We start from the raw sequence: 20,821 nt of genomic DNA on the forward strand, positions 1-20,821 counted from the left end.
TTAATGATGGATAAGTTATTTTATTATTATAAAACAGGCACAGAAGGAGTTAAAATTATCTATTTTAGTGTAATTGCTTCAGTTGTTTATTGGATACTAGAATTTATTTTTCAGAAAATATTCAATGTCTCTGTCGGAAGTTTTTTTCTTTTATCTTCACATGCCTTTATACCAAATATTTGGACATTTTTAACCTTTCCTATTTTCTATGTGAAATTCATGGATTTGCTTTTTGGCTGTGTAATGATTTATTACACAGAGAAAATATTTAGATTGTATTTTAATGGAGAAAGTTTTTTGAAATTTTTCATACTAGGCAATTGGGTGGGGGGAATACTATTTTTACTATTTGGATATGCAACATCGACTTATGGTTATCTTTCAGGTTCTATTTTAGGGGTATATAGTTGCTTATTTGCTATTATTTCGTACAATCCTAAAATGAAAGTAACTCTATTTCTTTTGCCTATTGAATTTCCGCTTTATATATTAGGACTAGTAATTGTTGGATTAGATTTGCTCCAACTTTCAGCACAACCTGAAGGGGGGGGATTTCTTATATCCAGAGTTAGCGCTGCAATTTTTGGATATTTATATATGAGAGCTTTCCAATCTGGAAATGATTTTCTTGGAAAATTTATTCCTTCGTTCCATTCATTAATGAAAGTGAAAAATTTATTTAAATTAAGGCAAAAGTCTCATTTAAAAAAGGAGAAAGGAGGTGGAAAAACGAATACTTTTGACGGTCGAAGACCCATGTCTGATGAAGAGTTTAATAGAAATAAAGTACAAGAACAAAATGAAATCAATGCAATTTTAGATAAAATATCAGAAAGAGGTTATGAAAATCTAACCAAGGAGGAAAAAGATATTTTGTTTAAATTTAAAAAATAATAATGATATTTATTAAACGTAGAAAGAGTAGTTACATATATTTAATCATCCATAGTATTGTAGCGATTCTTTTGGTTTCAGTATATGTTAATAGATTCATAACCCCTAAAGATTTTCCATACTTTGGAATAGTAGCCTTAATCTTTCCAATATTAGTTCTTCTTCATCTCCTATTCACCTTTGTTTGGCTTATTAAAAAAGAGATGATATTTATTCCTTTCTTGCTCTTAACTTTTTTATTATTATTTCCTGTAAAAAAATATATTCATTTTGGAAATCAAAAGAATTTATCATTATTAAATGAAAGTGATAAGAAAGAAGAACTCAAAGTTCTTACTTATAATCTCAGATATGCAAATGGAAATAGAGATTTAGAATCCTTAGAAAAATTCATTAAATCTAAAGATGTAGATGTGACTTTTTTTCAAGAGATTTATACTAGGCAATGGAGATCCAAAGAAGTTTTTCTAGTAGATAGGTATAACGCAGTCTTTGATCTGGTTGGAATATCATCTAAATACCCAATCATCGATAAACAAAAAATAATTTTACCCGATCAAGGCTATGCCTGTATGGCAGATATTCTAAAAGGGAATGATACGATCAGGTGTATAAATATATATTTAGAGCCCATGTATCTAAATAAAAGTCTTTTTAAGTTCAGTAAAATTGATGAAGCTAAAGACCAAACTAAAATAGTAACCGAAAAATTAGTTAATGGGTTTAAAAAGCATCAGAAACAATTAGAATTACTTACTAAATATATAAGAGAATCCCCTCATCCTACAATTGTTTGTGGGGATATGAACTCGGTTCCTTTATCCTATGAATATTTTACAATGTTAAATGAAAACTTAATCGATGTTTTTGAAACCAAAGGACAAGGTTTAGGATTGTCCTTTTACGATTATTTTTATCCAATTAGAATAGATTACATATTTACCAATAATAAATTTATGCCAATTAGTTGTTATGTAGATAGAACCGTTCATTTTTCAGATCATTACCCTGTTTTTGCTACAATGAAATTGAATCCATAAAAGAATAAAATAACTATTGATAAAAAGGTTTATACAATAAAAACTTATATATATTTGTTTCTTACTTTTAAAATAAAAACTAGTGCAAACAAATAACGTGAATACTTCAAAATTATCTATTATCGGAATGATAGTAACCGTTGGAGTAGTATTTGGGGATATTGGAACTTCTCCATTGTATGTAATGCGAGCAATTGTAGCTGCAAATCATATGCCTCATATTTCGGAAGAATTTATCATAGGTGCTTTATCTTGTATTATTTGGACCCTAACCTTACAAACCACTATTAAATATGTAATTATTGCTCTTAGAGCAGACAACAAAGGAGAAGGAGGTATCTTAGCTTTATATTCATTAGTAAAGAAAATGAAAAAAAAATGGCTTTATCTGGTAGCCATTTTAGGGGCAGCCACCTTAGTCTCTGATGGTGTTATTACACCATCAATGACAATTGTATCTGCCATTGAAGGTTTAAAAAATTACAATCCCAATACACAAGTCGTACCCATAACTATTTTTATACTTATAGCACTATTTGTAATTCAACAATTTGGAACTCAGTCTATCGGTAAATTTTATGGACCAATAATGACTTTATGGTTTATTATGTTAGGGGTTTTAGGATTGATTGAATTTCTCCCACATTTGTATGTGATAAAAGCCTTTAATCCATACTATGCAATCCATTTAATGATGGATGTCTCCAGCAACGCTGGTTCAGTCACTGAAGGGAAGCATATGATTTTACTAATTATGGGAGCTGTTTTTTTATGTACCACGGGAGCAGAAGCTTTGTACTCAGATCTTGGTCATTGTGGAATAAAAAATATAAGAATAAGCTGGATTTTTGCTAAAGTTTGCTTAATACTAAATTATTTAGGACAAGGAGCTTGGATTCTTGCAAACCCAGAGCAAGCTCAAAGTGGAGGTAATCCATTTTTTATGATGATGCCAGAAACTTTTTTAATTATAGGGGTAATTATGGCAACTTTAGCAGCCATTATTGCTAGCCAAGCATTAATAACAGGCTCTTACACTATCTTTAGTGAGGCAATGTCTCTGAATTTTTGGCCACGTCAAAGAGTAGAATATCCCACCCATGAGAAAGGGCAAATGTATATACCGGCAATTAACTGGGGGCTTTTAGTATCTTGTATTTTCGTTGTACTGCATTTTAAAGAATCTGCTAAAATGGAGGCAGCTTATGGATTAGCCATTACAATAACTATGTTAATGACTACAATACTCTTAGTATTTTATTTAAAGCTAAAAAAGGTACATGCACTTTTAATTGTATTGTTTGGAGCGGTTTATCTTATAATAGAAGGAGGATTCTTTTATGCAAATGTTTTAAAATTTGCAGAAGGTGGCTGGATCACCATGTTTTTAGCAGGTTTAATAGCGGTCTGTATGTATGTATGGTTCAATGGAAGAAAATTAAAAAATAAGTACGTACAATATGTAGATTTAAAACCTTGCTTACCGATAATAAAAGATATGAAGGTAGATACCAGTCTATCTAAATATGCAACGAATTTAGTTTATATAAGTAGATCCAATAGTCCCAACGAAATTGAAGCTAAAATTATATTTTCAATTATCAATAAAAATCCAAAACGAGCGGATTACTATTGGTTTTTGAAAGTGGAAAATGATTTAAATCCGTATACTTTCGAATACGACGTTATGGAATTGATTCCCGATACCTTATATCAGGTCAAGTTTAGATTAGGTTTTAAAGTAGAACCATTAATTAATATATATTTTGCACAAGTACTAGAAGATTTAAAAGTTTCAGGAAAAATAAATTTAATTAGTAAATATCCGTCATTACGAAAGCATGATATCCCTGCGGATTTTAAATTTATATTGATTGATCGGGTATTTAATCAAGAATATCTTTTATCAATCAAAGAAAGATTCATTTTAAGATTTTATAATATGGTTAAATATATGGGAATCTCGGATACTTCCGCTTTGGGGTTGGATAGTTATAACGTAGAAGTAGAGCAAGTGCCTATGTTAACAGATGTTATATATAAAAATAGAATTAAAAGGGTTCGAATATATTAAATATAGATAGTATTAATTATTATGAATAAAATTAAAATATTAGTAACAGGTGGATTAGGTTATATTGGCTCACATACGGTAGTTGAACTAATAAATTCTGGATTTGAGCCTATTATCGTTGACGATTTAAGTAATTCTGAATTGTTTATTTTAGATAACATCTATAAAGTTTCCGGACAAAAACCTAAATTCTACAAGTCTGATATTTGTGATATAAATAGTTTAAAATCAATATTTGAAGAAAATAAAGATTTAAAAGCTTGTATCCATTTTGCAGCAAAAAAAGCAGTAGGAGAGTCCATGGAAAAACCATTGCTTTATTATAGAGAAAATTTAGTTTCTTTATTGAATGTTCTTGATTTAATGAAAGAATATAAAATACACAATTTTGTATTTTCGTCGTCTGCAACCGTTTATGGTGAACCAGAGCATTTACCTGTTCAGGAAACTTTCCCTATAAAAAAAGCACTTTCCTCCTATGGAAGCACCAAGCAAATGGCGGAAGATATTCTGGAAAAAGTAGCTACGAATCATTGGTTAAACGCCTTAGCCTTGCGATATTTTAACCCAGTAGGAGCCCATTTGTCAGGCTTATTGGGAGAATTACCTAAAGGAATACCCAGTAATTTAATGCCGTTTATAACGCAAACAGCCATAGGTATAAGAGAAGAGCTGACTATTTTTGGTAAAGATTATAATACTCCAGATGGAACTTGTATAAGAGATTATATACATGTGGTTGATTTAGCCAAAGCACATGTGTATGCTTGTAATTTTTTACTCAATGGAAAAGGGAATTTACCTTACGATGTATTTAATATAGGAACCGGAGAAGGCTATTCTGTATTAGATATGGTTGAAACTTTTGAAAGAGTAAATAAAGTTAAACTTAAATATAAATTTGGAGAAAGAAGAAATGGTGATGTAGCAAGTATTTATGCCAGTAGCCAAAAAGCCAATGAAATCTTAGGATGGAAAACAGAACTGTCTTTAGATGATATGGTTAAAGATTCGTGGAATTGGGAAAAGAACTATAGAAACCAGTGAAATTTTTCTTTGAAATTATATCAATTTTAAAGAAACTCTGTATATTTGAAGTAACCATAATATAACATAAAACCTTTAAAACCCATGGATAACAAAATAGTATTTGATTTAATTGAGAAAGAAAAGCAAAGACAGCTTAAAGGAATTGAACTTATAGCTTCTGAAAACTTTGTAAGTGAGGATGTTATGAGAGCAGCAGGATCTGTTTTAACTAATAAATATGCAGAAGGTTATCCAGGGAGAAGATATTATGGAGGATGCGAAATAGTTGATCAAATTGAGCAATTGGCCATAGATAGAGCTAAAAAACTATTTGGTGCTGCATATGTAAATGTACAACCTCATTCTGGTGCGCAGGCGAATGCGGCTGTATTTTTAGCTTGTTTAAAGCCTGGAGATAAAGTAATGGGATTGGATTTATCGCATGGAGGTCATTTAACGCATGGCTCACCGGTGAATTTTTCCGGATTAACTTACAGCCCAGTTTTCTATAGAGTTAGAAAAGAAGATGGAAGAATTGATTATGAAGAAATGGAAGCCTTGGCAAGAAAAGAAAAACCTAAAATGATAATTGTAGGGGCTTCTGCCTATTCTAGAGATTTAGATTATGCTAAGTTCAGAGAAGTGGCTGATGAAGTTGGAGCTATATTAATGGCAGATATTTCGCATCCATCAGGACTAATTGCTAAAGGTATTCTTAAAGATCCAATCCCTTATTGTGATATTGTTACAACAACTACTCATAAAACTTTAAGAGGTACCCGAGGTGGAATTATAATGTTAGGGAAAGATTTTGAGAATCCGTTTGGACATAAAACTCCCAAAGGAGAGATTAAATTAATGTCTCAGGTTATTGATGGGGCTGTATTTCCAGGAATTCAAGGAGGACCTTTAGAACATATTATTGCTGCAAAAGCAATAACATTTGAAGAAGCCCTAAGCGATGGGTACTTTAAATATATTTTACAGGTTCTTAAAAATGCACAAGCATTATCCACTGCTTTGATGGATAGAGGTTTTGAAATTATTTCTGGAGGAACTGATAATCATTTAATGCTAATTGATTTGCATAATAAGAATATAACAGGTAAGGCTGCTGAAAAAGCATTAGAAAAAGCGGATATTACTTGTAATAAAAATATGATTCCTTACGACGATAGAAGTCCATTCGTAACTTCAGGGATAAGATTTGGAACTGCTGCGATTACTACTAGAGGATTGAAAGAAGAAGAAATGGTTAAAATTGCAGACTATGTACAGGAAGTGGTTGCAGACCCTGAGAATGAAAAAGTATTAGGAAGAGTTAAAGAAGAAGTAAATGCTTTAATGAGTTCTAGACCTTTATTTCAATGGTAAATAATAAATATATAAAAAACTTATTAGCGTTATTAATTAAATAACGCTAATTTTTTATGTGAAAGGTATAATATCGTTGAGAAGATTTAAATATTTTTCTTTCATAGGCAATTCTTGATTTATAATTAACTCTCTTTGCTTTGTAATAACTTCCTTACTAATATCTTTATTTATCCATTTTTTTTCAAAGGTTTTCCAGTAAATACCGATACCTCTTTTTAGCCATAAGGGCAGATCATTAAAATTTATACCTCTTTTAAAAAGAAATTCATTTTTATTTGAAATAGACATACCTTTAACAAAATCAAAAGCTTGTGTTGCAGTCTTATTTTCTTCTCTCAAATTCCAATAGCAATAGGCATTAAGAGAATTTCTTAATGCATCTTCGCTCCTCCACCTAAAATAATCCATCACTAGCTCTCTATGGGGTAACTGAGAAATTCTACAGTCAAAAACACCAGGGCTTCCTAGCAATAACGAAAATTTTGCGCTTGCTTCACCTGCAAGTATAGAGATGTACTTTCTAGTTTTTCTTGAGAAAGCTGTTTCCTTTTTATGAAATAGAAGAGATATTTCATCACTTTGTGTATAAGCATACAAGATATGAAAACCGCAATTCATTAAATGTTTAGAAGTTTCAACCATTAAATTACTAAATTCTAAATCAAAAGGTTTTTTGTATGGATGTGTTTCTTTAGTAAGTTTAGTGAAACCTCTTCCGTCTAATCTTGCAATCATATAGATTTCAGGTAAAATTTAAAAATCGTTTGAAATTTCAAAACATTTCATCTTAGCATCTAGCTCATTTAGTCTCATAGTAAAATTGTGTTTAAATATAATCTTTGTGGTATTAAATGATTTTAAACTTGAATCTAATTATAAAGATTTATAAACTAAGAGAAATACTTTAACAATGTTTAATCAAAGTAATATCGTTTGAAAATAAAGCGAAGTTTAATCAACTTATATTAAGAAATATAAATTTGTAATTATAAGTTTTTCTCGTACATTTTGTTATACAAATCAATGTATTTTTCCTTGATGAATTTTCTTTTTAGTTTTAAAGTAGGAGTTAATTCTCCACCTTCCATAGACCAAATGCAAGGAGTTAATTCAATTTTTTTTATTTGTTCCCAATTCCCTAAAGTCATGTTTACTTTTTCAACTTCCTTCCATATTCGGTCTTTGATAGTAACATTTTCAATTAATTCCTGATTTGAAAATTCCTTTTTATTTTCTATGAGGTTTTTACGAACTAAATATTTTTTGATGAATAAAAAATTAGGTTGAATAAGCGCACAAGGCATTTTTTCACCAGCACCTACTACCATTGATTGCTCTATAAAGCGAGATTGTTTTAATAGATTTTCAGTGATTTGAGGAGTAATGAATTTACCTCCGGAAGTCTTGAATATTTCATTTTTTCTATCTGTAATTTTTAGAAAAATTCCATCCATCTCTCCAATATCTCCAGTTTTAAACCATCCATCGTCCGTAAAAGCTTCCTTAGTCTTATCTTCTTCATTGTAATAACCCATAAAAACATTAGGACCTTGTGTTAATATTTCCCCATCTTCAGCGATTTTGACTTTCATGTCTTTTAAGAGAGGTCCTACAGAACCGAACTTAAATAAATTTTTATCTTTTCCATTCACTGCAATTACTGGAGAAGTTTCTGTTAATCCATACCCTTCCAAAATGGGTAAACCCGCAGCGAAAAAAATTTTATTTAAATTTTTAGAGAGTGGTGCACCTCCTGAAATAATTGTTTTAATTTCTCCTCCAAGACCTTCTCTCCATTTTTTAAATACTAGTTGATTTACAATTTTATAGGACAATGAAGTAGATGAAAAAGGTTGAAAATTATGTCCAATTTTTAATGCCCATAAAAATATATGTTTTTGTATCCAACCGGACGAGGTACCCTTTTGATATATAGTAGAATATAATTTTTCAATTACCCGGGGAACCACAGTCATTATATGTGGCTTAATTTCTTTTAAGTGCTCAGGAACTTTTTCTATACTTTCTGCAAAATAGATATTATAAGATCGATACATAGCTAAATAAACCACCATTCTTTCAAGTACATGGCAAATGGGAAGGAAACTTAACATTTTTATAATACCGCTATTTTCAATAATCACTCTTTCATGAGTATTTAAAGCGTCAGACAATAGGTTTTTATGACTAAGCATTACACCTTTAGGTGAACCAGTAGTGCCGGAAGTATATATGATTGTTGCTAAATGTTCTGGATGAATGTTCTGTTTAATTTTCTCAACCTCTTTTTGATTGGATAAATCATTACCTAATTCTTTTATAGAATCTAAAGAAATTAAATGATCTAAATTTTCAAATGTGAATATGTTTTTTAAGTGTATACTATCCAAATTTATTCGTTGAATTTTATTCACCAATTCCATTCCTGAAACAAAGCAAAACTTACTATTGCTATGTTTTAAGATAAACTTTAAATCAGGATCACTTAAATTGGGATATATGGGAATCGTAACAGCTCCAATTTGTTGGATCGCAAAATCAATTATTAACCATTCAGTACTATTATTTGGACTAAGAATGGCAATATGATCTCCTTTTTTTACTTCTAATCTTAATAAACCTCTACTCACTTGATTAATTATTTGAACAAGTTCCTGAGTGGAGGTTACCACCCATTTACCAGCATGTTTAGTAACCAAAGAGCTTTCTTGTGGAGCATTTACTAGTTGAAAATAAGGAATATCAAATAGCCTTGAAACATTCATTCTTAGAAATTATTTTATTTTTTAAAGATACAATAATTATACTTTATGAAATACATCTTAAGGAATTAAGAATGAATTTAGGTTTTTTAGATGATAAAAGCAGATAATCCATAAAATTATCTGCTTTTATTTAGTAATATAGAAATACTTAATTGTAACTAATTTATCTTTTTATACTTATAAGCATTTTCTCCATTACCTTCAAATAATGAAAGTAAAACTGATGTGGTTTGAGAAGATGCATCCACTTTGTTTGATTCTTGAAGAATAATACTTCCATCTTCCGCTAAACCTATTCTTCGTTGACTTATGACACAATTCTTTGAAGAGTAAATTTTTGTACAATTTTTTTCCTTAGGAAGATAAATAAATCCATCCTTAATATTGCCTTTATATGTCAATGATGTAGCAATTTGATCATTTTTTAGAAAATTAAATGTAAGGTAACCATCTGGTTTTATTTTAACTTCAAAAGCTTCGTAATTACTAGTTAAACTTGGAATTGAATCTATTGGTGGGTTTTTTAAAATATTGCCTATATCTCCCAAGTCTTTTACTTTCATATTTGGAAGTTTATTTTCAATTTTGTTATGGAATGAGTATTTTTTTTTATTAGTACTTACAGCAGTAAACCGCCCATTCTCATTATATTTTCCGGAGGCAAAAATTTCGTAAGTTCCATTCAACTGTGAAATATTTCTTTGATTTAATTTTTCGCTATTGCCATTGGTAAATCCATTATTAAAAGATGTTGAACAACTGTAGAATGCAATTAGAGTAATAATTGAAAAAAAATATTTTATCATAATATTTATTTTTATTGGAGGTTCTTTTATCTCTTAACGTTTGGTTTTTATTTTAATTGTATAATAAATGTTAAATAAAATAAAAGTATAATTTTCATAGTCTTAATTTTAGGGGTGTATAAATAACATTAGATTTATAATCTATATTATAAATTATATTTTTGAATCAATTAATAAATGAAAGAACGAGTTATTTCAATAAAGATATTTATTTGGCTTAAGTTTTGATCGTAAATTTATATGAGTAATAATGAAATTAATTCAAAGGATATCAATAATAAGAATTCAGAAGAATTTTATGATAAGTTGAAAATTCAATTGGATGAAAGCAATACTCTTCCAGGTAAATATATGTTTAAATTTATAGTTCCTACGGAGAGTAGCAAGATCGCTAAAATTCAAAAAATTTTTGAATTTGCTTCTCCAACATTTTCAATGAGGGATAGTAAAAACAATAAATATACAAGTATAAGTGTTAATATATATGCTGTAGATTCTACCTCAATAATAAATTATTACAAAGAAGTAAGTTTAATAGAGGGGGTAATGATGCTTTAGGTATAGCAATAATATACACTTTTATAATCCCTCTTTGTTTGCATTAAATTCATTCATAGTATTGTTTATTCCTGAAAAAATAAATGATTTAATGGCTTCTGCTCCAACTTTTATTCTAGTATTTAATTTAGTATATTCTTCCTCATTCCACTTACCTAACACATAGTCTATTTGTTGACCTTTAAGAAAATCATTACCAATTCCAAAACGTAATCGTGGATATTGTTGGCTTTGAATGTTATTTTCAATGCTTTTTAACCCGTTATGCCCAGCGCTACTCCCTTTAGGCTTTAAACGGATATGTCCAAAAGGTATACTTAAATCGTCACAAATAACTAAACAGTTTTCTAATTGTATCTTTTCTTTAGTAAGCCAAAACTTCACAGCATTTCCACTAAGATTCATAAATGTGTTTGGTTTTAAAATAAAAGTTTTTCTTCCTTTAAAAGATGTTTCACATAATTGACCAAAATTTGAGGGCTTAAATGTTGCATTTAAATTTTCTGCTAAATAGTCTGAGATCAAAAAACCTATATTATGTCTGGTATAAATATATTCTTCGCCAATATTTCCTAGTCCGACTATAAGGAACTTATTCATTATTTAAATTTTTTCTTGTAATATCTTTTAATTCTTAATAATTCAAAGGGTAATTTTAAAGAGTAAGAAAGCTTTACCTTTGAATCTCCAACATCTCTCCAAGATTCTAATGGTATTTCTTTTGCTTTTTCTTCAACCTTATCTTTACCCACTAAATGTATGAATTTAAAAAATATTTCAACATCAAAACTCCAATCAGAAATAAAAGGTTCATTAAAAATTTGTTTTGCTGTTTTAGAAGTAAAAGCTTTTGCCCCGCATTGGGTGTCATAGACAGGAAGATTTAACATTGTACTAGATAAGGTAGCAAAAACTCTTCCAATAAGATGTCTATGCAGTTTTCTATTAATGTGAGAACCTATTCTTTTTATTCTTGATCCAAAAACAAATTCAATGGGCGGATGTATGTAGGTGCAAATTCTTTCATATTCTTGAATGGAAGTTGCTAAATCAGCATCTAAATATCCAACAATATCAAAAGAATTTAATTTAAGCATTTCATTTATTCCTGTATATATAGCAGAAGCTTTGCCAGCATTTTTCTTCTTATCAACAACATATATTTGATTGGGGTATCTGTTTTTTAATTTATTTAGAATATTTAATGTACCATCTGAACTCCCATCATTGACAAAACAAAAATAAAGAGAATTTTGAGAAGTTAAATTTTCTTCAAATTCAGAAATGGGAAGTCTTAATTCTTCATTGTAGCAGGGAATAATTACACAGTTTTTAGTCATATGTTTTGAATGAGAATTATTTTTCAAGAATAGAAATAGTTTTTTTACTAAAAAATTTAGCCATAGATTGGTTATAAAAAAAACTTTGATCAGGACTTAAATCAGAGATGAAAATTGATCTAGGTCTATAATTTAATGGAGATAATACAATAGTTTCATTGTTTGAGTATTCGATCTTTTTATATCTAGCTTCTATTTCCTTATTATATTTATAAGCATTTCCACTTATAAGATCATAATAAGCCAAATACAAATTATTATGAACACTTAAAAACTCTTTATTTCCAACTATAAATGAATAACTAAAAATAATAAATAGTAGTATGAAGCTTAGTTTATTAGGAGAAATTTTTAAGTTATATAAATTGGTTGATACCACTATTTTATAACTGATAATCATTGAGAAAACAAGTACGGGTAAAAATATCACATTGACTGTTCGTTGTGGAGGATAACTTCCAATGCTTACTAAACTGGGGAATGAGCCTAAGAACAAAAATATAAATAGTGCAATTATGTAAAAATAAAAAGGAAAATTTAAAATCGAAAAACTATATTTTTTTAAATCATTTCTACAATTATAAAATACCAATAAGTTAATAATAAAGACAATAATTCCATATCTAAAAATTATAACAATAGACTTTTTTATAGCCATAAAAAAACTTTCAAGTAAAGGAATGTGATGAATTATTGATGAAGAACGCTTTGCATTACCTGGAGATAATAAAATTAGTAAAGTTAAGAATCCAGCCCAAACAAGTAAAATTAACCAATTACTATTAAGTTTTTTTTTCTTGAAATAGGAATATATAAATATTATAAATATACAAATATCTAAGTAAATCATTGAGATTTCATTGCATCCAATAATTAGAAATACTAATAGAAATAGCATTAGTATCTTTAATAAAGATTTTTGATTGTAATATGATATTGAAAGTCCTACAAAAAAAATCAATAAAATATTTGCCAAATGGTAGGTTGCAGAACCAGCCAGCCAATAAAAGGAGGATACAATTTCCGGAATCATAAATAAATAGCAAAATATAAATGAACAACCTAATATAATTGTTATAGTATTATTAGTTGTAATTTTATAGAACATATAAAATGTTGCGATAACAAACAAGACTATCATGCCTAAGGATATTAATTTATAACCATTCCATGAATCCCATTGAATAGGGTTAAGTATTAATAGACCTGTTGCCGTATATCTACTACTCCAGTTCATGTAGATATTGATTTGAGTCTCAATAAAAGATTTATCTGATAAATTTAAAGCATAACCAAAATCATCTAAGGTTGGTTGTGTAAATAAGCATAGGAGTAAAAATGGGAATAAAGCAAGTATAGATGCTATTATAATCACTTTATTAAAAATGTTAGATTTAAAAATATCTCTCATAAGATAAAACAAATGCAAATATACAGGATAAGAATCTAAATATGAGAGATAAAATTTTTAATTTGATTAAAAAAGTCTAGTATAGTATTAATAGAATATATATTTTCCTTTTTAAAATATAAGATTGAACCGTCGTTGGTGTTTTTTTGTTTAAATATTCCTTCTTCTGGATTTTTATTTAAATATTCTAATATACCTTTAAAAAAATTAGATTGATAGTATTTGGATTGAGAATTAGTAGGGAAGTAAGCCAATAAAATATTATTTTTTATTACAAGTTTTTCAAAGCCCAGAGATTTAGCGAGCCATTTTAATTGAATACTTTCAAGTAAATCTTTCGTAGGATTAGGTAAATCACCAAATCGGTCTATGAGCTCTTGACTGAAAATTTCTAATTGACTTTCATTTTCAAGTTCAGAAAGTTTTTGATATAGAGAAAAACGCTCTTCCACTTTATTAACATATTCGTCTGGTATAAGTAGTTCAAAATCAGTGTCAATTTGTACTTCTGATACGAAGTCCTTGGTTTCATTTTCTTTTTCAAAAAGTTCAGCAAACTCATTTTCTTTTAATTCTTCAATAGCCTCGTTGAGAATTTGTTGATAAGTTTCAAACCCAATTTCATTAAAAAAACCGCTTTGATCAGCCCCCAACAGATCTCCCGCCCCTCGTATTTCTAAATCTTTCATAGCAATATTAAAGCCAGACCCTAAATCTGAGAATTGTTCAACTGCCTGTAAACGCTTTCTAGCCTCAGAGGTTAACACATCAATAGGAGGGGTAATTAAGTAACAAAAAGCTTTTCTGTCAGATCTTCCAACTCTCCCTCGCATTTGGTGTAAGTCTGCCAGTCCAAATCTTTGAGCATCATTAATGAAAATAGTATTGGCATTTGGAACATCTAATCCCGATTCAATGATTGTTGTTGAAATAAGTACATCATACTCCCCCTCCATAAAATCAACCATAATTTGCTCTAATTTTTTGCCTTCCATTTGTCCATGTCCAGTAATAACTCTAGCCATGGGAACTAATCTCTGAATCATTCCTGCTAAAACAGCTAAACTCTCAACTCGATTGTTTATAAAAAATACTTGTCCACCTCTGTTTAGTTCATACATGACAGCATCTCGAATCATTTCTTCGTTAAAGCCCATTAGTTGAGTTTGTACCGGCTGACGATTGGGAGGAGGTGTTTTTATAACAGACAAATCCCGTGCAGCCATTAAAGAAAATTGCAGGGTTCGTGGAATTGGGGTTGCAGTTAGAGTAAGAGTATCAACAGTAGTTTTTAAAGTTTTAAGTTTATCTTTTACAGAAACTCCAAACTTGTGTTCTTCGTCTATAATTAATAATCCTAAGTCTTTGAAAACTATATCTTTTCCTACCAACTGTTGTGTGCCGATTACAATATCAATTTTCCCTTCACCTAAATCATGTATAATTTCTTTTTTTTGTTTAGCTGTCTTAAATCTATTTAAATATTCCACCCGAACAGGAAAGTCTTTAAGCCTTTTAGAAAAAGTTTTATAATGTTGAAGAGCCAACACTGTAGTAGGAACCATAATAGCCGTTTGCTTTCCGTCAGTGGCAGCTTTAAAAGCTGCACGAATGGCAACTTCTGTTTTTCCAAAGCCCACATCACCACAAACCAATCGATCCATGGCAATCGGTTTTTCCATATCCATTTTAACTTCTTGAGTTGCCTTTTCTTGATCTGGAGTGTCTTCGTACATAAAGGAGGCTTCTAGCTCGTTTTGAAGATATCCATCTGGAGAGAAAGCAAAGCCCTCCTTAGTCCTTCTTTCCGCATATAATTTAATTAAATCAAAAGCAACCTCTTTAACTTTTTTCTTGGCTTTATTTTTTAAGTTTTTCCAAGCGGGAGAGCCTAGTTGGTTTAAACTTATTTCTGCACCGTCTTTGCCTGAAAATCTGGAAATTTTATGTAATGAATGAATGTTTACATATAGAATATCATTATTTTTATAAACAAGCTTGATGGTTTCCTGAATTTTATCATCATTTTTAATTTTTACAAGCCCCATGAATTTTCCAATGCCATGATCTACATGGGTAACATAATCTCCAACTTTTAAGTCAGTTAATTCTTTAAGGGTTAGCGATTCAGATTTAGAAAATGAGTTTCTAACTTGATATCGGTGATAGCGTTCAAATATTTGATGATCTGTATAGATAAGAAATTTAGAGTCATAGTCAATAAAACCTTTACTAATATTTACGTGAATTCCTTTAAAAGGAACTTCATGTTCAATGGTAGAAAAAATTTCTTTTAATCGATCTTCTTGTTTTTCAGATTGGAAGGCAATATAATTTACAAAACCACTTTTTTCTTTACTTAGTAAATCTTCTCCTAATAAATGAAATTGTTTATGAAAACTTGGTTGCTCTGTTTGGTTGAGTTGAATCGTTTTAAAGTTTATAAAATGTGGGAGTGACGAAAACTCTATAAATGAAAACTTCTCAATTATTTTTAAAATATCGTTAGAGTCTATAAATAAATCTTTCGGCTTTCCTCTATTTATAATACTAGTAAGTGATGAATATACCTCTTCAGCTTTTTGAAATTTTTTATCAATTACAGATAGAGAAATATCTAAATCTTTAGCAATAAAAATAATATCTTCAGGCAGATATTCTAAAAAATTAATTTTTGATTCTGAGTTATGATAAGAGGCATCAATATTTGGAACAATAGTAAACTCAGTAACACTTTCTTCTGAAAGTTGTGTCTCAATATTAAATTTTCGTATAGATTCAATTTCATTTCCGAAAAAACCAATTCTATAAGGTTTTTCATCGGAGAAAGAAAATATATCTAAAATTCCTCCACGCAAAGAAAATTCACCCGGTTGAGTTACAAAATCCGTTCGTTGAAAATTGAAACTAAATAAAACTTCATTTAAAAAGTCAGGATTTAATTTATTTCCAACAGAAATATTTTGAGTTACATTTTCTAAAGATTTTTTACTTAAAACTTTTTCTGATAAAGCTTCAGAATATGAGATTATAATTTTAGATTCTTTGTGATTTAATATGCTATTTAAGACCTCAGTTCGCAAAACAACATTTGCGTTCTGCACTTCTTCTACTTGATAAGGAGTAAGATGAGAAGATGGATAGAAAAGCACTTTCTCCTTTCCAAAAATACTTTCTATTTCATTTAATGCAAATATAGCTTCTTCCTTATCAGCAAAATATAAAAAAACAGATTTGTCCGTTACAGAATGTAAGTGGCTGTAAAATAAATTAATAAAGGATCCAACAGCACCTTTAACAGATAATTTTAAGATTTTATTTTCTGATAATAAATGAATTTCCTCATCTAAAAGAGTTCCTTTTAAATGAGAGCTCAATAAGCTTTTAATTAAATTAGTTTTCAAAGTAAAGCAAAGGTAGTAATTTTACCTAAAATTTATTTCCATACAAACAAAACTAGTCGTAGGTATAATTCAAAAGAATGAAAAAAATAATTTTGATTCATGCGCACAAGAATTTAGATCATCTTAATAGATTAATTGATGCATTAGACTATCCTGCTTTTACTATATATGTAAACATTGACAAAAAATCGAATATTAACACTGATAAGATATCAAGTAAAGCTATATTAGTTAAAAAAAGGGTTTCAGTGGTTTGGGGTGAATATTCACAAGTTGAATCAGCCCTAAATTCATTAAGGCAAATCATTGAAGAACAAAAAGATTTTTCTCATGTCATCTTTATTTCAGGACAAGATTATCCAATAAGAAGTAATTTTGATATTGATGAGTTTTTTAATAACAATTTAAGTAATAATTTTTTAGTTACTGAGAATAATAAATATCACGAGTATTTATACAGAGTAGACCGTAAACATTATCCTAGTCATAGAATTATAGAGAGAAAATTCCATACTGCTTTTAAATTAATGTATAAATTTTTAACTAAAAAGGAATACAAGATCAAAATGATTAATAATTATACCTGTTATTGGGGGGCTAATTGGTGGAATTTATCCAAGGAAGTTATAGAGTTTTTATTACAGGTTGCCGAAGATAAAAAAATAATCAATTTTTTTAAAACAACATGGTGTTCAGATGAAGTCTTTTTTCAAGTTGTGCTTCTTAACTCTCATTTCAAAGAAAAAATTATTAATAACAATTTAAGGTATATAGACTGGACAAATTGTATAAATAATCCTAGAAATTTAGTTCCTAATGATTTTGAAAAGATTATAAATTCAGAAGCTTTATTTTGTAGAAAAATGGAAATAGGTTTCAGTGATTCACTAGTAGATCAACTTGAAAAATATAGAAATAAATGATAGTTTATTTACCGTTTATATTTATAGGTAGCTTTCAAGGAATGGCAATATTCCCATTTATTTTTGTGCGTTATAAACATATGTTATACGATAAGCGTCTAATTAATCATGAAAAAATTCATTTGAGACAACAAATTGAATTATTATGGATTTTTTTCTTTTTGTGGTATTTGACAGAGTATTTATACAATGTAGTTAAATATAAAAATCTTCAGTTGGCGTATAAGAAAATTAGTTTTGAAAAGGAAGCTTATGCGAATGATTTAAATTTCACATATTTAAAAACACGTAAAATGTGGAATTTTCTTTCTTATTATAAACGGGTTTAATAAGATGTAAGATTTTTATGTAATCTTAAATTTAGTAAATCAGTAGTATTATTGGTTATTTTAAAACGATCGTCTAAACGATAACCAACCAGCCAAATTATTCGATCTAAGCCGTCACATAAAACGAAAGTTTTATTTTTTTCATAATTGGAAATTTTCAGGTCTTTTAAAAATTTACTTACTTTCTTCTTTCCATTCCCATTAATAGGGTAAAAGAAATCTCCAGATTTCCAATTTCTAAAATATAAAGGAAAAGATATTGTGTTTAAATCTAAAATTTCATGGGATTCACTTTTTTCATGTTTCTTTGAGCTATAGAGCGATACATGTAAAGGATGATCAATTTCCCAAGGGATGGAGTTAATTTTTAAATTTATTTCAGATTCATAAATCGTTCTATTTTGTAATGCCTCGACCCACATCTCGTTCCGATTTACCCATAATTTATGGGTTTTAGATAAAAAAATACTGCCTGTTTTTGATTTAAGTATATTTTCACAATCTTTTTTATTTACGAATCCAAATTCAGCCAGTAATAAATAAACTAATAGTGATTCAGCATTTAAAAGTTTATGTAAATCAATTACAGATACATTTGAATCAGTTTTTAAGGTAATATCATCTTTTAAGAGATTCACTTGCTTTTGAATAAATTTTTGAGATTCATCTATAATTGAGAGGCTTTTTTTAGCTAAATATATAAAATTAGGTTTTATGTCTTCTAAATTAGGAATTATTGTATGTCTAATTTTGTTTCTTAAAAAGTCTGTGCTTTGGTTAGTATAATCTTCACGCCAAATTATACCATTGTTTTGAGCATATTCTAAAATTTCTTTCCGAGAAAAATTTAGCAGCGGCCTTATAATATAATCTCTCTTTTTTTTTATGCCGGAAAGTCCTTTTAGACCAGCACCTCTAAATAAATTAATAAAAAAGGTTTCAATATGATCATTAAGGTGATGAGCCGTTACTAGGTAATTATAATTATATTTCTTTATTAATTCTAAAAAAAAATGATACCTTAAGTCTCTAGCAACCATTTCAATAGATTCTTTTTTTTGCTTAATTTTTAAAGTGTCGAAACTTTTTACGTGTAGTTTTATTTTGTGTTTTTCACAATATTCTCGAATAAATGCTTCATCCTTTAATGAATCCTCCTCTCTTAGATTAAAGTTGCAATGTGCTACGCTAAAAGATAAACTTGTTTGTTGAAATAAATGCAAAAGAACCATACTATCAATACCTCCACTTATAGCTAATAAATATGATTTTTTTATTTCAAGCTGATTAATTGATTTCTGCATTTTTTTCAATAATGAATAAAACAGGGTACAAATTATTATATTATCCAAGAGTTATTAAGTATCCCACCAACATGCCCATGAATACCAAGAATAATTTTTGAAAATTCAAATTGTGTTTCTCATTACTTTCAAAAATGATAACTGAGGATATATGTAGAAATATACCAGATACTATTCCAATAATTTCAAGGAAGTATTTGTTTGGTATAATAGAGCCAACTAATGTTCCAATTGGAGCAGATATAGCAAATAATATCAAAATTAAAAATTTATATAAATTTTTAATTTTAAGTGAAAAAACAAAAGTGGAAAGAACAATAGTCTCAGATATTTTATGGATGCTTAAAGCCCATAAAATATTAGAATGTTCGTGGGAGTGTCCATGGTGATGAGCTTCAATGGGTGCACCTTCTAAAAATGAATGAATGAATAATCCAAGCATTACACTTAAAGGAACAATAGAATCTACCTGACCATGGCTATGAGTATGTACATGTCCATGTTCTATGCCTTTAGGTAAACCTTCCAATAACAATTGTAAAAAAACACCGACAATTACCCATAGCCCGGCATTTACTTTTTCATGGGAAGAATACAGGGTTGGAAACATATCTAGAACAGTAATCGCTAATAGAAGCCCTGCACTAAACATTAAAAGTTTTTTACTGAATCTATGGTTATTTTGAAAAAAATATGCAATGACGGCTCCAATAATTACAGCAACTATTAGTACAACATATTCCATTACTTTTCAAATATTAATATTAAACGAGGAGATCTTTTAGAATCAAACTCATTTAGTTGATAGTCACCGAAAACTCTTTTTAACTTAAATCCAACTATCTTTGCTAAATTTTCAAAATAGTCAAGTTTGAAGGTTTTAACCCTTTCCTGAAAGTGATAATCTTCGCCATTGTCACTAAAATGAATGTCTTTTATTATAAAATCATTTTCAGTTTTTCGTTGAAGATGAAACAATATTCCATCCACTTCTTTATCTTCTTTTTCAACCAGATTAGTTTCCGCTAATGAAGCATTCATGAAATCCATGACAAAAATCCCTTGAGGTTTTAATTGTTCATATACGGATTGATAAACTTTTAGGTTATCTGCATCATCACTAAAATAGCCAAAACTTGTAAAAAGATTTAGAATTGCATTAAACTCATTAGGGAAATTAGTTTCACGCATATCTCCTACAAAAAAATGCAATTTTTCATTCTCTTGTATTTTAGCTTCTTCAATACTTTTAGTTGCTAGGTCAACCCCCGTAACATTATATCCCAACTTATTTAAGAAAATACTATGTCTGCCTTTTCCACAAGCTAAATCAAGAATTTTACTATCAATCGGGAGCGAAAGATATTTAATTAAGTTAATTATAAACTCTTGAGCTTCTTCCTCGTTACGATTTTTATATAAAATATGATAATACGGTGTGTTAAACCATTTTGCAAACCAATCCATAAGTCAAATTTATTGAAAATTTTTTGTAACTATAACATTGCTTAAGTGAAAATGTTTGAATTAGTTAGATAAAAACAACCTTTCACACTATATTATAATT

The 20,821-nt window shown here is 28.9% G+C and carries 18 protein-coding genes; 8 read left to right on the plus strand and 10 right to left on the minus strand.

The window, feature by feature from the left end; all coding sequences use genetic code 11:
• Window positions 1–3: 3 nt before the first annotated feature.
• From ETU10_RS03940 to glyA, 5 genes are all read left to right on the plus strand, one after another.
• Window positions 4–894 (plus strand): DUF6576 domain-containing protein, encoded by an 891-nt coding sequence (locus ETU10_RS03940; RefSeq protein WP_146310053.1) that lies wholly within the window; start codon window positions 4–6, stop codon window positions 892–894.
• Window positions 895–896: 2 nt separating this feature from the next.
• The gene (locus ETU10_RS03945) at window positions 897–1,934 is read left to right on the plus strand and encodes an endonuclease/exonuclease/phosphatase family protein (RefSeq protein WP_146310055.1); all 1,038 of its coding nucleotides are present in this window, start codon (window positions 897–899) and stop codon (window positions 1,932–1,934) included.
• A gap of 127 nt (window positions 1,935–2,061) precedes the next feature.
• A complete protein-coding gene (locus ETU10_RS03950) occupies window positions 2,062–4,008 on the plus strand; it encodes a KUP/HAK/KT family potassium transporter (RefSeq protein ID WP_146262228.1) in 1,947 nt (648 codons plus the stop codon).
• 21 nt (window positions 4,009–4,029) lie between these two features.
• Entirely contained in the window at window positions 4,030–5,055 is a 1,026-nt protein-coding gene (gene galE / locus ETU10_RS03955) for a UDP-glucose 4-epimerase GalE (RefSeq protein ID WP_146310058.1), read from the plus strand.
• 84 nt (window positions 5,056–5,139) lie between these two features.
• Window positions 5,140–6,411: a serine hydroxymethyltransferase gene (gene glyA, locus ETU10_RS03960; RefSeq protein ID WP_146310061.1), complete on the plus strand. Its 1,272-nt coding sequence runs from the start codon at window positions 5,140–5,142 to the stop codon at window positions 6,409–6,411.
• A gap of 54 nt (window positions 6,412–6,465) precedes the next feature.
• On the opposite strand, the gene ETU10_RS03965 is transcribed toward glyA, so the two are convergent.
• The 3 genes from ETU10_RS03965 to ETU10_RS03975 form a co-directional block, all read right to left on the minus strand.
• On the minus strand, window positions 6,466–7,167 hold the full coding sequence (locus ETU10_RS03965) for a tRNA(His) guanylyltransferase Thg1 family protein (protein WP_317129698.1): 702 nt from the start codon (window positions 7,165–7,167) through the stop codon (window positions 6,466–6,468).
• A gap of 233 nt (window positions 7,168–7,400) precedes the next feature.
• Window positions 7,401–9,179 carry an AMP-dependent synthetase/ligase gene (locus tag ETU10_RS03970; RefSeq protein ID WP_146310063.1) on the minus strand — a complete coding sequence of 593 codons (1,779 nt, stop codon included), beginning with the start codon at window positions 9,177–9,179 and terminating at the stop codon, window positions 7,401–7,403.
• A 158-nt stretch (window positions 9,180–9,337) separates the two neighbouring features.
• Complete coding sequence (locus ETU10_RS03975; protein WP_146310065.1) at window positions 9,338–9,985, minus strand: hypothetical protein; 648 nt, start codon at window positions 9,983–9,985, stop codon at window positions 9,338–9,340.
• Between the two features lie 240 nt (window positions 9,986–10,225).
• Between ETU10_RS03975 and ETU10_RS03980 the strand changes: the two genes are divergently transcribed.
• On the plus strand, window positions 10,226–10,543 hold the full coding sequence (locus ETU10_RS03980) for a DUF493 family protein (RefSeq protein WP_146292341.1): 318 nt from the start codon (window positions 10,226–10,228) through the stop codon (window positions 10,541–10,543).
• Between the two features lie 21 nt (window positions 10,544–10,564).
• Here ETU10_RS03980 and pth read toward each other — a convergent pair whose 3' ends face one another.
• From pth to mfd, 4 genes are all read right to left on the minus strand, one after another.
• Window positions 10,565–11,143, minus strand: a complete 579-nt coding sequence (gene pth, locus ETU10_RS03985; RefSeq protein ID WP_146310067.1) for an aminoacyl-tRNA hydrolase — start codon at window positions 11,141–11,143, stop codon at window positions 10,565–10,567.
• Window positions 11,143–11,883, minus strand: coding sequence for a glycosyltransferase (locus tag ETU10_RS03990; protein WP_146310070.1), 741 nt, complete (start codon window positions 11,881–11,883; stop codon window positions 11,143–11,145). The genes pth and ETU10_RS03990 overlap by 1 nt, the downstream gene beginning before the upstream one ends.
• 16 nt (window positions 11,884–11,899) lie before the next feature.
• Window positions 11,900–13,258 (minus strand): DUF6056 family protein, encoded by a 1,359-nt coding sequence (locus ETU10_RS03995; protein WP_146310072.1) that lies wholly within the window; start codon window positions 13,256–13,258, stop codon window positions 11,900–11,902.
• Between the two features lie 71 nt (window positions 13,259–13,329).
• Complete coding sequence (mfd, locus tag ETU10_RS04000; protein ID WP_246118416.1) at window positions 13,330–16,671, minus strand: transcription-repair coupling factor; 3,342 nt, start codon at window positions 16,669–16,671, stop codon at window positions 13,330–13,332.
• A 104-nt stretch (window positions 16,672–16,775) separates the two neighbouring features.
• Here mfd and ETU10_RS04005 point away from each other — a divergent pair, with 104 nt between their 5' ends.
• Both ETU10_RS04005 and ETU10_RS04010 read left to right on the plus strand, forming a co-directional pair.
• Complete coding sequence (locus tag ETU10_RS04005) at window positions 16,776–17,621, plus strand: beta-1,6-N-acetylglucosaminyltransferase (protein ID WP_146310074.1); 846 nt, start codon at window positions 16,776–16,778, stop codon at window positions 17,619–17,621.
• Entirely contained in the window at window positions 17,618–17,950 is a 333-nt protein-coding gene (locus ETU10_RS04010; protein ID WP_146262029.1) for a hypothetical protein, read from the plus strand. The genes ETU10_RS04005 and ETU10_RS04010 overlap by 4 nt, the downstream gene beginning before the upstream one ends.
• Here the strand turns inward: ETU10_RS04010 and tilS are convergent.
• From tilS to ETU10_RS04025, 3 genes are read right to left on the minus strand one after another with little or no spacing between them, the layout of a single operon-like run.
• Complete coding sequence (gene tilS / locus ETU10_RS04015) at window positions 17,947–19,254, minus strand: tRNA lysidine(34) synthetase TilS (RefSeq protein ID WP_146310076.1); 1,308 nt, start codon at window positions 19,252–19,254, stop codon at window positions 17,947–17,949. The genes ETU10_RS04010 and tilS overlap by 4 nt on opposite strands.
• 40 nt (window positions 19,255–19,294) lie before the next feature.
• The gene (locus ETU10_RS04020) at window positions 19,295–19,999 is read right to left on the minus strand and encodes a ZIP family metal transporter (protein ID WP_146310078.1); all 705 of its coding nucleotides are present in this window, start codon (window positions 19,997–19,999) and stop codon (window positions 19,295–19,297) included.
• Complete coding sequence (locus tag ETU10_RS04025) at window positions 19,999–20,721, minus strand: class I SAM-dependent methyltransferase (RefSeq protein WP_146310081.1); 723 nt, start codon at window positions 20,719–20,721, stop codon at window positions 19,999–20,001. The genes ETU10_RS04020 and ETU10_RS04025 overlap by 1 nt, the downstream gene beginning before the upstream one ends.
• Window positions 20,722–20,821 lie beyond the last annotated feature (100 nt).

Source organism: Apibacter muscae (assembly GCF_007845595.1).
GTDB classification, from domain to species: Bacteria; Bacteroidota; Bacteroidia; order Flavobacteriales; family Weeksellaceae; genus Apibacter; species Apibacter muscae.

Coding starts and splice junctions, on each gene's coding strand:
- ETU10_RS03940 (WP_146310053.1), top strand. CDS start 4: ATGATGGATAAGTTATTTTATTATTATAAAACAGGCACAGAAGGAGTT.
- ETU10_RS03945 (WP_146310055.1), top strand. CDS start 897: ATGATATTTATTAAACGTAGAAAGAGTAGTTACATATATTTAATCATC.
- ETU10_RS03950 (WP_146262228.1), top strand. CDS start 2,062: ATGATAGTAACCGTTGGAGTAGTATTTGGGGATATTGGAACTTCTCCA.
- galE (WP_146310058.1), top strand. CDS start 4,030: ATGAATAAAATTAAAATATTAGTAACAGGTGGATTAGGTTATATTGGC.
- glyA (WP_146310061.1), top strand. CDS start 5,140: ATGGATAACAAAATAGTATTTGATTTAATTGAGAAAGAAAAGCAAAGA.
- ETU10_RS03970 (WP_146310063.1), bottom strand. CDS start 9,179: ATGAATGTTTCAAGGCTATTTGATATTCCTTATTTTCAACTAGTAAAT.
- ETU10_RS03975 (WP_146310065.1), bottom strand. CDS start 9,985: ATGATAAAATATTTTTTTTCAATTATTACTCTAATTGCATTCTACAGT.
- ETU10_RS03980 (WP_146292341.1), top strand. CDS start 10,226: ATGAGTAATAATGAAATTAATTCAAAGGATATCAATAATAAGAATTCA.
- pth (WP_146310067.1), bottom strand. CDS start 11,143: ATGAATAAGTTCCTTATAGTCGGACTAGGAAATATTGGCGAAGAATAT.
- ETU10_RS03990 (WP_146310070.1), bottom strand. CDS start 11,883: ATGACTAAAAACTGTGTAATTATTCCCTGCTACAATGAAGAATTAAGA.
- ETU10_RS04005 (WP_146310074.1), top strand. CDS start 16,776: ATGAAAAAAATAATTTTGATTCATGCGCACAAGAATTTAGATCATCTT.
- ETU10_RS04010 (WP_146262029.1), top strand. CDS start 17,618: ATGATAGTTTATTTACCGTTTATATTTATAGGTAGCTTTCAAGGAATG.
- tilS (WP_146310076.1), bottom strand. CDS start 19,254: ATGCAGAAATCAATTAATCAGCTTGAAATAAAAAAATCATATTTATTA.
- ETU10_RS04020 (WP_146310078.1), bottom strand. CDS start 19,999: ATGGAATATGTTGTACTAATAGTTGCTGTAATTATTGGAGCCGTCATT.
- ETU10_RS04025 (WP_146310081.1), bottom strand. CDS start 20,721: ATGGATTGGTTTGCAAAATGGTTTAACACACCGTATTATCATATTTTA.